We start from the raw sequence: 13,662 nt of genomic DNA, 5'->3' as shown, positions 1-13,662 counted from the left end.
GCGTGAGGGTGTCGTCCGTACTCGCGGCAGCGCCGCCCGACCCCACCCTGGAGGCCTCGTTCGGCCGCGACCCGTGGTGGCTGATCGGCGGCAAGGTGCTGGCCGTCTTCGTCTTCCTCGTGGTGACCGTGCTGCTGACGATGTGGATCGAGCGCCGCGTCATCGGCCGCATGCAGCTGCGCGTCGGCCCCAACCGGGCCGGGCCCTTCGGCCTGCTCCAGGGCCTCGCCGACGGCGTCAAGCTGGCGCTGAAGGAGGACATCGTCCCCCGGAACGTCGACAAGGTCGTCTTCATCCTGGCGCCGATCATGTCGGCGGTGCCGGCGTTCATCTCGTTCATCATCATCCCGTTCGGGCCGACGGTGTCGATCTTCGGGCACCACACCCCGCTGCAGGGCACGGACCTGCCGGTGGCGGTGCTGCTGGTGCTGGCGATGTCGTCGATGGGCGTGTACGGGATCGTGCTGGCCGGCTGGTCGTCGATGTCGCCGTACTCGCTGCTGGGCGGGCTGCGCTCGTCCGCGCAGGTGATCTCGTACGAGATCGCGATGGGGCTGTCGTTCGTGGCGGTGTTCCTGTTCGCCGGCTCGATGTCCACCACCGAGATCGTCAACGCGCAGGCCGACCGGTGGTTCGTGCTGCTGCTGCTCCCGTCGTTCGTGATCTACGTGGTCACGATGATGGGCGAGTCCAACCGGATCCCGTTCGACCTCCCCGAGGGCGAGGGCGAGCTGGTCGGCGGCTTCCACACCGAGTACTCGTCGCTGAAGTTCGCGATGTTCTTCCTCGCGGAGTACATCAACCTGGCGACGCTGTCGGCGCTGGCGACCACGCTGTTCCTGGGCGGCTGGCGCGCCCCCGCGCCGATCACCATGGTCTGGGAGGGCGCCAACACCGGCTGGTGGCCGGTGCTGTGGTTCATCGCGAAGATGGGGCTGTTCATCTTCTTCTTCATCTGGCTGCGCGGCTCGCTGCCGCGGGTCCGGTACGACCAGCTGATGAAGCTCGGCTGGAAGGTCCTGATGCCGGTCTCGCTCGGCTGGATCATGCTGGTCGCGACCGTCCGCGCCCTCCAGCTGGAGGGCTACGACATGCGCCAGATCATGCTGTACGGCGCGGTCGCCGCGGGCGTGGTGCTGATCGCCACGATCCTGTGGGAGACGATGCGCGGCGACGGCGACGCGGCGAAGGAGATCGTCCCGGGCGCGGGCTCCGGCTCCGGCACGGGCACGGGCGAGGCCGCGCCGGCCTTCCCCGTCCCGCCGATGGACGCCCCGCACTACCACGGCCGCAGCGCGCAGGCGTCGCAGCCGGTCACGACCACGCGTGAGGAGGTCGGAAGTGGGACTCACTGACTTCCTGAACCCGGTCAAGGGGTTCGGGGTCTCGTTCCATCAGATGTTCATGAAGAGCGAGACCGTCCAGTATCCCGAGGTGAAGAAGCCGACCGCGCCGCGCTTCCACGGCCGGCACCAGCTCAACCGGTGGCCGGACGGGCTGGAGAAGTGCATCGGCTGCGAGCTGTGCGCGTGGGCCTGCCCGGCCGACGCGATCTACGTGGAGGGCGCCGACAACTCCGCCGAGGAGCGCTACTCCCCGGGCGAGCGGTACGGCCGCGTCTACCAGATCAACTACCTGCGCTGCATCCTGTGCGGGCTGTGCATCGAGGCGTGCCCGACCCGGGCGCTCACGATGACCAACGAGTACGAGCTCGCCGACGACAGCCGCGAGAGCCTGATCTACACCAAGGACATGCTGCTGGCGCCGCTGCGCGAGGGCATGGAGCAGCCGCCGCACGAGATGCGCCTGGGCGAGACCGAGGAGGACTACTACCGCCTCGGTCTCCAGTCCGACGAGTCCGCGGAGAAGGGGCCGGGCGCCGCGGAGAGGAGTGAGTCCAAGTGAGTCCCGACGTGGTCGCGGCGCAGGTCGCCGACGCCCAGCCGGGAGAGCCGTTCATCTTCTGGCTGCTGGCCGTCGTGTCGGTCTGCGCCGCCCTCGGCATGATCTTCATGCGGCGGGCGGTGCACTCGGCGCTGCTGCTGGCGGCCGTGATGCTGTCGCTGGCCGTCCTGTACGCGGTGCAGGACGCCCCGTTCCTGGCGTTCGTGCAGGTGATCGTCTACACGGGCGCGGTGCTGATGCTCTTCCTGTTCGTGCTGATGCTGGTCGGGGTCAGCTCCACCGACTCGCTGGTGGAGACGATCCGGGCGCAGCGGATCTGGGCGGCGGTCGCCGCCCTCGGCTTCCTGGTGCTGCTGGGCCTCGGCTTCGGCGACGCGGCCCTGTCCGACGCGGCCGGAGTCACCGCGCAGAACAGCGACGGCGGCAACGTTGTCGCGCTGGCCCGGCTCATCTTCGGCAAGTACGTGTTCGCGTTCGAGGCGACCAGCGCGCTGCTGATCACCGCGGCGCTGGGCGCGATGGTGCTGGCGCACCGCGAGCGCACCACGCCCAAGCCGACCCAGCGCGACCTCGCCGAGAAGCGGTTCGCGAGCGGCGCCCACCCGGGCCCGCTGCCGGGGCCCGGCACGTACGCGCGGCACAACGCCGTCGACATGCCGGCGCTGCTGCCCGACGGCTCGGTCTCCGAACTGTCGATCAACCCGGTCATCGCGGCCCGTACCGACACCGCCGAGCGGCACGCCGACCTGTACGGCGACACCGAGGAGCAGGCGGTCGAGCAGGACGTGGCCGCCGTCAAGGCCGTGACCGGCGACACCGAGGACGCCGCCGCCGGCGCCGAGGGCCGCGAGGTCAAGGCCGGGACGCCCGCGGCGGGCGGCGCGACCGCTCCTAGCGAAGGCGAGGCTGGTCAATGAGTCCCGGGCACTACCTGGCGCTCTCGGCGATCCTGTTCACCATCGGCGCCCTCGGCGTGCTCGTGCGCCGCAACGCGATCGTGGTCTTCATGTGCATTGAGCTCATGCTCAACGCGACCAACCTGGCGTTCGTCTCGTTCGCCCGGATGCACGGCAACCTCGACGGCCAGATCATCGCGTTCTTCGTGATGGTGGTGGCCGCGGCGGAGGTCGTGGTGGGCCTGGCGATCATCATGACCATCTTCCGGACCCGCAGGTCCTCGTCGGTCGACGACGCGAACCTGCTGAAGTACTGAGAGGCCAGGGATGAAAGCGGAAGGCATCCAGGCCCTGGCCTGGCTCCTGATCGCGCTCCCGCTGGCCGGCGCGGCGATCCTGCTCCTGGGCGGGCGCCGAACCGACAAGTGGGGGCACCTGCTCGGGGTCACGATGTCGCTGGCCGCCTTCGCGGTCGGCGCGGCGATGTTCGTCCAGATGCTCGGGTACGGCCCGGAGGAGCGGCGGCGCACCGTCCACCTGTGGGAGTTCTTCCACGCCGGCTCGTTCAAGGCCGACATGGGGCTGCTGGTGGACCCGCTGTCCATCAGCTTCGTGCTGCTGATCACCGGTGTGGGCTCGCTGATCCACATCTACTCCATCGGCTACATGGCCGACGACCCCGACCGGCGCCGGTTCTTCGCGTACCTGAACCTGTTCGTCGCGGCGATGCTGCTGCTCGTCCTGGGCGACAACTACCTGGCGATGTTCATCGGCTGGGAGGGCGTCGGCCTCGCGTCGTACCTGCTGATCGGGTTCTGGCAGTACAAGCCGTCCGCGGCGACGGCGGCGAAGAAGGCGTTCGTCGTCAACCGGGTCGGCGACATCGGCTTCCTGACCGCGATCATGCTGATGTTCGGCACGTTCGGGACGGTCGGGTTCGAGCAGATCCTGGGCGAGGGCGCCGAGCACGTCGGGCTGGCCTCGCAGCTGAGCACCGGCACCGCGACCGCGCTGGGGCTGCTGCTCCTGCTCGGCGCCTGCGGCAAGTCGGCGCAGCTGCCGCTCCAGTCCTGGCTGCTGGACGCGATGGAGGGCCCGACCCCGGTGTCGGCCCTGATCCACGCCGCCACGATGGTGACCGCGGGCGTCTACCTGATCGTCCGGTCCGCGCCGATCTTCGAGATGTCGGAGACCGCGCAGCTGGTCGTGACGATCGTCGGCGCGGCCACCCTGCTGGCCGGTGCGATCATCGGTACCGGCAAGGACGACATCAAGAAGGCGCTGGCCGGCTCGACGATGTCGCAGATCGGCTACATGCACCTCGCCGCCGGGCTCGGCAAGGCCGGGTACGCCATCGCCATCGCGCACCTGATCGCGCACGGCTTCTTCAAGGCGGGCCTGTTCCTCGGCGCCGGCTCCGTCATGCACGGCATGAAGGACGACGTGAACATGCGCCACTACGGCGCGCTGCGCGGGATGATGGTCGTCACCTGGGCCACCTTCGGGCTGGGCTTCCTGGCGATCATCGGGTTCCCGCCGTTCTCCGGCTACTTCACCAAGGACGGCATCATCGAGGCGGCCTTCGCCAAGGAGGGCACCTCCGGGCTGATCCTCGGCTCCTGCGCGCTGCTCGGCGCGGGCATCACCGCGTACTACATGTCCCGGGTCATGTTCATGACCTTCTACGGGGAGAAGCGCTGGGACGAGGACGTGCATCCGCACGAGTCGCCCAAGGTGATGACCGTGCCGCTGATCCTGCTGGCCGTCGGCTCCATCGGCGCCGGCGGCTTCCTGGTGCTCGGCGGCTTCTCCGACTTCCTGGAGCCCGTCGTCGGCCACCCCGAGGAGCACCACGCCTTCAACCCGGTCGCGGTGCCCGGCCTGATCGCGCTGGCGCTGATGGTCGCCGGCGTCGCGATCGCCTGGCGGCAGTACGGCGCCCGCAAGGTCCCGCGCGAGCAGCCCAAGGGCTCGTTCGTCACGGTCGCGGCCCGCAAGGACCTCTACGGTGACGCCCTGAACGAGTCGCTGCTCATGCGCCCCGGCCAGTGGCTGACCCGGCTCGCGGTCTGGTTCGACGGCCGGGGCGTCGACGGCCTGGTCAACGGCCTGGCGGCCGGCGTCGGCGGCAGCTCCGGACGCGTCCGGCGCATCCAGACCGGCTTCGTCCGCTCGTACGCACTCTCAATGTTCTTGGGCGCGGCCATCGTCGTCGGCGCGCTCCTGGTGGTGAACGTCTAATGGAAGACTTTCCCTGGCTGAGCGTCCTCATCGCGCTCCCCGCGCTGGGCGCGCTGCTGGTGGGCGTGCTGCCGCGGGCGGGCGAGGCGCTGGTCAAGCAGGTCGCGCTCGGTGTCTCGCTGCTGGTCGCCGCGGGCACCGTGGCGATGGCGACGGCGTTCGACACCGCGGGGCCGCGGTTCCAGTTCGAGGAGAAGTACGACTGGATCCCGCAGTTCGGCGTGCACTGGGCGGTCGGCGTCGACGGCGTCGCGCTGGTGCTGGTGCTGCTGTCGGTGATCCTCGTCCCGCTGGTCATCCTGGCCTCCTGGAACGAGGCCGACCGGTCCGGCGGCGTGGACGTGCCCGCCAAGCGGTCGGTGAAGACGTACTTCGCGCTGCTGCTGGCGCTGGAAGCGATGATGATCGGCGTCTTCGCGGCGACCGACGTCTTCCTCTTCTACGTCTTCTTCGAGGCGATGCTGATCCCGGTGTACTTCCTCATCGGGTCCTACGGCGGCGCGCAGCGCTCGTACGCCGCGGTGAAGTTCCTGCTGTACTCGCTGTTCGGCGGGCTGCTGATGCTCGTCGCGGTCCTGTGGCTCTACCCGCTGTCGGCGAAGCCGACGAGTGAGGGCGGCCTGGGGCACGGGACGTTCCTCTTCAGCGAGCTGAGCACGATGGACATCGACCCGACGACGGCCAAGTGGCTGTTCCTCGGGTTCTTCATCGCGTTCGCGATCAAGGCGCCGATGGTGCCGGTGCACACCTGGCTGCCGGACGCCGCGCAGCAGGCCCCGGCCGGCGCGCTGGTGCTGATCGTCGGCGTGCTCGACAAGGTCGGCACGTACGGCATGCTGCGGTTCTGCCTGGAGCTGTTCCCCGGCGCGTCCAAGTGGGCCACACCGGTGGTGCTCGGCTTCGCGGTGCTCAGCATCGTCTACGGCGCGGTGCTGGCCATCGGCCAGGTCGACCTGAAGCGGCTGGTCGCCTACACGTCGATCTCCCACTTCGGGTTCATCGTGCTGGGCATCTTCGCGATGACCACCGCGGCGCAGTCCGGCGCCGCGCTCTACATGGTGAACCACGGGTTCTCGACCGGGGCGCTGTTCCTGCTGGTCGGCTTCATGATCGTACGGCGGCGGTCGGCCCGGATCGGCGACTACGGCGGCGTCCAGAAGGTCGCGCCGGTGCTGGCCGGGACGTTCCTGGTGGCGGGCCTGTCCGGGCTGTCGCTGCCGGGGCTGTCGCCGTTCGTGTCGGAGTTCCTGGTCTTCACCGGGACCTTCTCCCGCTACAAGGTGCCCGCGGTGATCGCCACGATCGCCATCGTGCTCGCCGCCATCTACATCTTGTGGATGTACCAGCGGACGATGGGCGGTCCGGTCGCCGAGGGTGCCAAGGGGATGAAGGATCTGTCCGGCCGGGAGAAGCTCGCGATCGGCCCGATCATCGCGATCATCATCGCGCTGGGCTTCTTCCCGCAGCCGCTCCTGAACGTGATCAACCCGTCGGTGGAGAAGACGCTGGTCCGGGTGGACCAGCGCGATCCGGCGCCGGAGATCACCGGCAACGTCGCTGAGAACGGAGCCCGTCCATGACCCCCAGCCAGGTGAGCGCGGCGATCACCGCGCTCGACGCGAACGGCGTCGCCCTCGCCGACGGCTCGCCGATCCCGGCGCCGCACATCGAGTACGGGCAGCTCGCGCCGCTCCTGCTGGTCTTCGGCGCGGCGATCGTCGGCGTGCTGATCGAGGCGTTCCTCCGGCGGTCGTGGCGGTTCCCGTCCCAGGTCGTCGTGGCGGCCGCCGCGATGATCGGCGCGCTCGTCTGGACGGTCGTGCTGGCCGTCCGCGACGAGCCGTTCCACGTCGCCGCCGAGGGCGCCCTCGCGGTGGACGGACCCACGCTGTTCCTGCAGGGCACCATCCTGGTGCTGGCCCTGATCAGCCTGCTGCTCATCGTCGAGCGCAAGCAGGGCCACTTCGCGGCGCAGGCCGCGGCGCTGCCGGGCAGCGAGGCCGAGCAGGAGACGATGTCGGCCGGGATCACCCAGACCGAGGTGTTCCCGCTGATGAGCTTCGCGGTCGCCGGGATGATGATGTTCCCGGCGTCCAACGACCTGCTCACCATGTTCGTCGCCCTGGAGATCCTGTCGCTGCCGCTGTACCTGCTGTGCGGGCTTGCCCGCCGGCGGCGGCTGCTGTCGCAGGAGGCCGCGCTCAAGTACTTCCTGCTCGGCGCGTTCTCCTCGGCGTTCTTCCTGTACGGCGCCGCGCTGCTGTACGGCTACTCCGGCTCGGTCCGGCTGTCGGTCATCGGCGCGCAGCTGGAGAAGGGCGCCGGCAGCGAGACGCTGCTGCTGGCCGGTGTCGCGCTGCTGTCGGTCGGGCTGCTGTTCAAGCTCGGCGCGGTGCCGTTCCACATGTGGAAGCCGGACGTCTACCAGGGCGCCCCGACGCCGATCACCGCGCTGATGGCGTCCTGCACGCTGGTGTCGGCGTTCGGCGCGATGCTGCGGGTCTACTACGTGGCGCTGGAGCAGCTGCGCTGGGACTGGCGCCCGGCGATGTGGGGCGTGGCCATTCTCACAATGGTGGCGGGCGCGGTGATCGCGATCACCCAGACCGACATCAAGCGGATGCTGGCCTACTCCTCGGTCGCGCACGCGGGCTTCCTGCTCATGGGCGTCATCGCGACGTCCCCGAACGGCCTGTCGGGCACGCTGTTCTACCTGGCCGCGTACGGCTTCACCACGGTCGGCGCGTTCGCGGTGGTCACGATGGTGCGGGACGCGGGCGGCGAGGCGGGGCACCTGTCCCGCTGGGCCGGGCTCGGCAAGCGCTCGCCGGTGGTGGCGGGAGTGTTCGCGTTCTTCCTGCTGGCGTTCGCCGGCATCCCGCTCACCAGCGGGTTCACCGGCAAGTTCGCGGTGTTCAAGGCGGCCGTCGAGGAGGGCGCCACCCCGCTGGTCGTGGTCGGCGTGCTGTCGTCGGCGATCGCGGCGTTCTTCTACGTCCGCGTCATAGTCGTGATGTTCTTCAGCGAGCCGGAGGCGGACGGCCCCTCGGTCGTCGCCGGACCGGCGACCGCGGCGGCGGTCGCGCTCGGCCTGACGGCTACTGTGGTACTCGGTGTGCTCCCACAGCCGATGCTGGACCTTGCGGGGCATGCCGCGACACAGATGTTCGTCCGGTAGCGGTCCGCTAGGGGGTCTTGGGTGAGTGAAGTTTTCGGCGGGGGCCCCGGGGGTGCGCCGTCCCCCCAGGGAGCAGGGCCGTTCGGCCTGCCCGTTGACGCGGGTCTCGCGACGGACGTGCAGGAGCGGCTCGCCGCCGTCGAGAACGTCCTGCTGGACGCGGTCCACAGCGACGACCCGCTGCTCGCCCAGGCCTCCAAGCACCTGGTCGAGGCGGGAGGCAAGCGGTTCCGGCCGATGCTGGTGCTGCTGGCCTCCCACTTCGGCGACCCGGCCGCGGCCGGCGTGGTCCCGGCCGCGGTGGTCGTCGAGCTGACGCATCTCGCGACCCTGTACCACGACGACGTGATGGACGAGGCGACCGTGCGGCGCGGCGAGCCCTCGGCCAACTCCCGCTGGACCAACACGGTCGCCATCCTCACCGGCGACTACCTGTTCGCCCGCGCCTCGGACCTGCTGGCCGACCTCGGCCCGGAGGCGGTCCGGATCCAGGCCCGCGCGTTCGCCCGGCTCGTCCGCGGCCAGATCCAGGAGACCGTCGGCGCCGCCCCCGAGGCCGACCCGCTGGCGCACTACCTGGACGTCGTCGCCGACAAGACCGCGTCGCTGATCGCGGTGTCCGGCCAGTTCGGCGCGCTGCTGGCGGGCGCCGACCCGCGGATCGTGGAGACGATCACCAGCGCCTGCGAGAAGATCGGCGTCGCGTTCCAGCTGTCCGACGACATCCTCGACATCGCCTCCGAGGCCGAGCAGTCGGGCAAGACCCCCGGCACGGACCTGCGCGAGGGCATCCGCACCCTCCCGATGCACCACGTTCTCGCCGGTATCGGCTCGGGCCCCGACGACGCCCGGCTCCGGACGCTGCTCGGCGAGGACCTCACCGACGACGCCCTGCACGCCGAGGCGCTCGCGCTGCTGCGCGCCCACCCCGCGATGGACCGCGCCCGCGCCGACCTCCGCGAGTGGGCCGAGAACGCCCGCGCCGAGCTGCTGACCCTCCCCGACATCCCCGCGCGGGCGGCCTTCACCGGCCTCTGCGACTACGTGGTCTCCCGTACGGGCTGACCTGGACCAGGACGAACGACGCCCGCCCCGAACGTTCCGGGGCGGGCGTTCCGGTCTCCGCCGGTCAGGCGTTCTGGGGGGCCGGGGCGAGGCCGCGCATCTTCATGGCGTGCAGGACCATGTGGATGAGGACCTTCTTGCAGGACTCCAGGCTGCGGGCGTCGCACAGCATGACCGGGACCTTGGGGCCCAGGTTGAGGGCCATCTCGATCTCTTCGAGGTCGTACTGGCGGGCGCCCTCGAAGCAGTTGACCGCCACGATGAACGGGGTGCCGCGGCGCTCGAAGTAGTCGACCGAGGGGAAGCAGTCCGACAGCCGGCGGGTGTCGGCCAGCACCACGGCGCCGAGCGCGCCCAGCGCCACCTCGTCCCACATGAACCAGAAGCGCTCCTGGCCCGGGGTGCCGAACAGGTAGAGGACGTACTCGTCGCGCATCGTGATGCGGCCGAAGTCCATCGCGACGGTCGTGGTGTTCTTGCGCTCCACCCCGGAGACGTCGTCGACGCCGACGCTCTCGTCGGTGAGGATCTCCTCGGTGCGCAGCGGCTGGGTCTCGGAGACGGTGCCGACCATGGTGGTCTTGCCGACGCCGAAACCACCGGCGATCACGATCTTGACCGCGGTGGGGAGCCGGCGGCCGTTCGTGTCGCTGCTAGAGGGCCCGGAGACCATCGATCACCGCCTTGTAGAGCCTGATGTCGTGCATGTCCGCCTCCGGCTCGGGCTCCTGCATGGTGACGAACCCCTTGTCCAGGAGGTCGCCCAGCAGGACCCGCACGGTCGCGACGGGGAGGTTGAGATGGCCGGTCAGCTCGGCCACCGAGATCACCGACTGGCTGAGCTGCAGGATCGCCTGGTGCTCGGGGCCGAGCCCGATCTCGGCCTCGCCGCTGCCGGCGATCGCGACCACCAGCGTGATGAGGTCGAAGTCGCCGCGGGTCGGTTCGAGCCGGCCGCTGGTCATCACGTACGGGCGCACCATCGGCCCGGCGCGGTCGTCCAGCAGCCGCTCGGCGGTGTAGAGATCCTCGGGTTGCCGCTGCTCCTCGGCCGGATCCTCGGGAGGCATCATCAGTTGGCCTGGCCTTCCCGCGCGACGTCCGAGCGCGACGGGGTGCTCAGGTGGTGCCCCATCGCGGTGACCAGCATCGCCATCTCGTAGGCGATCAGGCCGACGTCGGCGTCCTCGTCGCTCAGCACCGCGAGGCAGGCGCCCTTGCCGGCCACCGAGACCAGCAGGAACGCCGACTGCATCTCGATGATCGTCTGCCGGACGGGGCCGCCGCCGAACCGCGTCCCGGCACCCTTGGCGAGGCTCTGGATCCCGGCGGCGACGGCGGCGAGGTGCTCGCCGTCGTCCTGGGTGAACCCGCGCGACGAGGCCATCAGAAGCCCGTCCGCCGAGAGCACGATGGCGTGCTGGGCGTGGGGGAGCCGGCCCACCAGGTCGTCCAGCAACCAGCTCAGGTCGGCCGAAGAACCGGTCTTCTGCATTACTGATCGTCCTCGCCTTCAGCGTTGTCGGTCCCGGGCCGCGCGGCCTCGGACCGGCCGCGGCGGGTGCCGCGTTGGTAGGAACCCATGATCCGCAGGATGTCCTCGGGCGAGCGGCCCTGGTCGGGCTCCGGCTCTGGCTCCGGCTCGGTGAGCGGCTCGTCCGTGCGCAGCGGCGGCGCCAGGTTCGCCTGCGGGACGCGGACGGGCAGGCCGGAGGGGGTGCTATCGATGTCGGGCACGGGCGGCAGATCCTCCGGGGTCGCGGTCTCGGGACGCGCGGCACCCTCGGCTCCGGCGTCGTTCGGATCGATCACCCGGCCGGGGACCGGGGCGGGGTCGGCGCCCGGTGCGGCGGGGGGCGCGGGAGGCGAGGCGGTCGCGGGTGTCGTGGGTGTCGCGGGGGTCGCGGGGGTATCGAGCGGTCCGGTCGCATTCGGTCCGGTCACGTCGGGGCCGGGGGTGCCGGTTCCGGGCGCGTTCGGGCCGGGCTGGGCGGGCGCGGGACCGGTGGTGTGGGAGCCGCCGGGCACGGGGCCCGTTGTGGTCGGGTCACCGGGACGGGAGGCGTCCTCGCCGGCCGCCGCGTCGCGCGGGTTGGGCGGGTTGGGGACCGCCACGAGGGACGGGGCGGCCTGCCGCCCGGCGCCCGCCCGGCCCTGCGGGGCGGCGGGGTCGGAGGCGCCGACCATCGTCGGCTGGCGGACGGCCAGGCCGTTCTCCGTGGTGGCGCCGGCGGGCACCGGGCGCGGCCCGGCCTGCGCGGCGCCGCTCTCGGCCCCGTCCTCCGCCGGGGCGGTGACCGCCGGCGCCGCCGGGGTGCGGGCCGCGGCCGCCGGGTCCTCGATCACCAGTTCGCGGGGGATGACCACGACGGCGGTGGTGCCGCCGTACGCCGACCGCTTGAGCATGACCTGGAGGCCGTAGCGCTCGGCGAGCTTGCCGACCACGAACAGGCCCAGCTGGACGGAGCTCTGCAGGTTGAACTCGGGCGGGTCGGCGATCCGCGCGTTCACGTCGGCCAGCTTCTCGTCGGTGAGGCCGAGGCCGCGGTCCTCGATGTCGATGGCGAAGCCGCTGGCGACCAGGTGACCGCCGATCTGCACGACGGTGTCCGGCGGCGAGAACGACACCGCGTTCTCGATCAGCTCGGCCAGCAGGTGGGTGACGTCACCGACGGCGCGGCCGGTCAGCTCGATCGGGCCGAACGGCAGCACCTGCACCCGGGTGTAGTCCTCGACCTCGCCGACCGCGGCGCGGACGACGTCCACCATCGGGACGGAGCGGCGCCAGCCGCGGGCCGGGATGGCGCCGGAGAGGACGATGAGGTTCTCGGCGTTGCGCCGCATGCGGGTGGCCAGGTGGTCGAGCCGGAACAGCTCTTCCAGGTCCTTGGGGTCGATGTCGCGGCGGCGCTCCATCGTGTCGAGCATGCTCAGCTGCCGGTGCACGAGCGTCTGGGTGCGGCGGGCCAGGCTGAGCAGGACGTCGCGGATGCCGCGGCGCAGCTCGGCCTGCTCGACGGCCGTGCGGATGGCGGTCTCCTGCACGTAGTTGAACGCGCGGCCCACCTCGCCGATCTCGTCGTTGCCGAACCGCAGCGGCGGCGCCTCGGTCTCGACGTCCACCTTCTCGCCGTGCCCCAGCCGTTCCACGACGCTGGGCAGCCGCTGCTCGGCCAGCTCCCAGGCGGCGCCGCGCAGCTTCTCCAGCTGCCGGACCAGGGCGCGGGCGGTGGTGATGGACACGATGATGGACGCGATGACCGCGAGGAGGCCGAGACCGCCGGCGAGGAGCAGCCGCAGGACGACGCCGATCGCGACCGGGGTGGAGCGCTCGATGAGCCGGTCACCGGCCGCCTGGATGGTCGTGCGCATCTCGGTCAGCGTGCCCTCGGTCGCGGCGCTCCACTGCTGGGCGCTCATCGGGGGGCGGATCGCGGTACGGCTGCCGGGGATGGTCTTGCGAGCCTGCATGACCTGGTCTTCCAGCCGCTGCACCTGCGCGATCCTCGCGCTTTTCGAGAGGCTGTTGTAGAGGACCTGGTCGGACGGCTGCAATTCGGTGAGGGCGCGCGAGGTGTTGAGCCGGCGCGCGCCGGCCAGCTGGGTGAACTGCAGCTGTTCGGCCGGACTGATGCGGCCGGTGGTGAGGGCGCCGACGACCAGCGCGTCCTCCTGCGAAAGCAGTTCCCACATCCGGTTGAGCTGCAGCAGGGTCCGGGTGTCCTTGGCGATCTGTTTGTCGTCCAGACCCGAAATCTCATCGTAAGTACGGAAAATCGACTCGATGGTTTCGGAGTAGTGGCCGACCGCCGCCGGGCGGCTGCTGGAACCGGCGTCGATCTGCTGCCGGGCCGCGTCCAGCGACTTCAGCCGGGCGAGCATCTCGTTCACCCGGCGTTCCAGGATGTCGCCGGCCGACCGCCGCAGGCTCCCGCTGTTGGCCTTGCGCACCACATCGGCGCGGACCTTGTCGGTACGGTCCCGCTGCCGCGTCAGCTCGGCCCGCGGCGTGGCCGGGTCGGCCAGCCGGATGACCGTGAGCCGGCGCTCGCGCTGCAACTCGGCGATGAGCGGGTCGGTCGGCGAGGCGAGCTGCGAGTCGTAGGTGGTGACGAACAGCAGGTTCACGCCCTCGCGCAGTGTCACCCAGGCCGCGAAGATCCAGAGAGCGGTGAGCGAAACCAGCAGGGCTGTGACCTTGGTCCGCAGACGGGAGTTGCGGAAGCGCATTACGACCGACCCAACAATATGTAAGCAGAGTCCGCAGACGGTAGCCGTCGATTTCGCGGTCGCGGAACTCTTGATGTGATGAAGTGCGGAGGTTCCGGCGGGGGCCCTTCCGTACAGCGCAGAACCTTAGCAACGCCGCCAAACCCA

Annotated in this window: 12 protein-coding genes; 8 read left to right on the top strand and 4 right to left on the bottom strand. The window is 70.7% G+C overall.

The genetic code is table 11. The features are described 5' to 3' along the window. Window positions 1-2 precede the first annotated feature (2 nt). The 8 genes from nuoH to AB0881_RS30655 all read left to right on the top strand — a co-directional run bounded on the left by nuoH (window position 3) and on the right by AB0881_RS30655 (window position 9,285). Entirely contained in the window at window positions 3-1,355 is a 1,353-nt protein-coding gene (gene nuoH / locus AB0881_RS30690; RefSeq protein WP_366622519.1) for an NADH-quinone oxidoreductase subunit NuoH, read from the top strand. Then, window positions 1,342-1,905: an NADH-quinone oxidoreductase subunit NuoI gene (nuoI, locus tag AB0881_RS30685; RefSeq protein WP_366622479.1), complete on the top strand. Its 564-nt coding sequence runs from the start codon at window positions 1,342-1,344 to the stop codon at window positions 1,903-1,905. The genes nuoH and nuoI overlap by 14 nt, the downstream gene beginning before the upstream one ends. Beyond that, complete coding sequence (locus AB0881_RS30680) at window positions 1,902-2,822, top strand: NADH-quinone oxidoreductase subunit J (RefSeq protein WP_366622477.1); 921 nt, start codon at window positions 1,902-1,904, stop codon at window positions 2,820-2,822. The genes nuoI and AB0881_RS30680 overlap by 4 nt, the downstream gene beginning before the upstream one ends. Then, window positions 2,819-3,118, top strand: coding sequence for an NADH-quinone oxidoreductase subunit NuoK (nuoK, locus tag AB0881_RS30675; protein ID WP_366622475.1), 300 nt, complete (start codon window positions 2,819-2,821; stop codon window positions 3,116-3,118). The genes AB0881_RS30680 and nuoK overlap by 4 nt, the downstream gene beginning before the upstream one ends. 10 nt (window positions 3,119-3,128) lie before the next feature. Next, window positions 3,129-5,042 (top strand): NADH-quinone oxidoreductase subunit L, encoded by a 1,914-nt coding sequence (gene nuoL / locus AB0881_RS30670; protein WP_366622473.1) that lies wholly within the window; start codon window positions 3,129-3,131, stop codon window positions 5,040-5,042. Next, complete coding sequence (locus tag AB0881_RS30665) at window positions 5,042-6,622, top strand: NADH-quinone oxidoreductase subunit M (protein ID WP_366622471.1); 1,581 nt, start codon at window positions 5,042-5,044, stop codon at window positions 6,620-6,622. The genes nuoL and AB0881_RS30665 overlap by 1 nt, the downstream gene beginning before the upstream one ends. Then, on the top strand, window positions 6,619-8,220 hold the full coding sequence (gene nuoN / locus AB0881_RS30660) for an NADH-quinone oxidoreductase subunit NuoN (protein ID WP_366622469.1): 1,602 nt from the start codon (window positions 6,619-6,621) through the stop codon (window positions 8,218-8,220). Before AB0881_RS30665 ends, nuoN begins: the two co-directional genes overlap by 4 nt. 87 nt (window positions 8,221-8,307) lie before the next feature. Beyond that, window positions 8,308-9,285 carry a polyprenyl synthetase family protein gene (locus tag AB0881_RS30655; RefSeq protein ID WP_366622518.1) on the top strand — a complete coding sequence of 326 codons (978 nt, stop codon included), beginning with the start codon at window positions 8,308-8,310 and terminating at the stop codon, window positions 9,283-9,285. Between the two features lie 64 nt (window positions 9,286-9,349). On the opposite strand, the gene AB0881_RS30650 is transcribed toward AB0881_RS30655, so the two are convergent. From AB0881_RS30650 to AB0881_RS30635, 4 genes are read right to left on the bottom strand one after another with little or no spacing between them, the layout of a single operon-like run. Continuing rightward, entirely contained in the window at window positions 9,350-9,958 is a 609-nt protein-coding gene (locus tag AB0881_RS30650) for an ATP/GTP-binding protein (RefSeq protein ID WP_366622467.1), read from the bottom strand. Beyond that, on the bottom strand, window positions 9,939-10,358 hold the full coding sequence (locus AB0881_RS30645; RefSeq protein ID WP_366622465.1) for a DUF742 domain-containing protein: 420 nt from the start codon (window positions 10,356-10,358) through the stop codon (window positions 9,939-9,941). Before AB0881_RS30645 ends, AB0881_RS30650 begins: the two co-directional genes overlap by 20 nt. Beyond that, entirely contained in the window at window positions 10,358-10,780 is a 423-nt protein-coding gene (locus AB0881_RS30640; protein ID WP_366622463.1) for a roadblock/LC7 domain-containing protein, read from the bottom strand. The genes AB0881_RS30645 and AB0881_RS30640 overlap by 1 nt, the downstream gene beginning before the upstream one ends. Next, window positions 10,780-13,515: a nitrate- and nitrite sensing domain-containing protein gene (locus tag AB0881_RS30635; RefSeq protein WP_366622461.1), complete on the bottom strand. Its 2,736-nt coding sequence runs from the start codon at window positions 13,513-13,515 to the stop codon at window positions 10,780-10,782. Before AB0881_RS30635 ends, AB0881_RS30640 begins: the two co-directional genes overlap by 1 nt. Between the last annotated feature and the right edge of the window lie 147 nt (window positions 13,516-13,662).

This window comes from Spirillospora sp. NPDC029432 (assembly GCF_040703975.1).
GTDB lineage: Bacteria > Actinomycetota > Actinomycetes > Streptosporangiales > Streptosporangiaceae > Spirillospora.
Note: the sequence above shows the minus strand (reverse complement) of the source record. Positions and strands in the feature narration are given on the sequence as shown.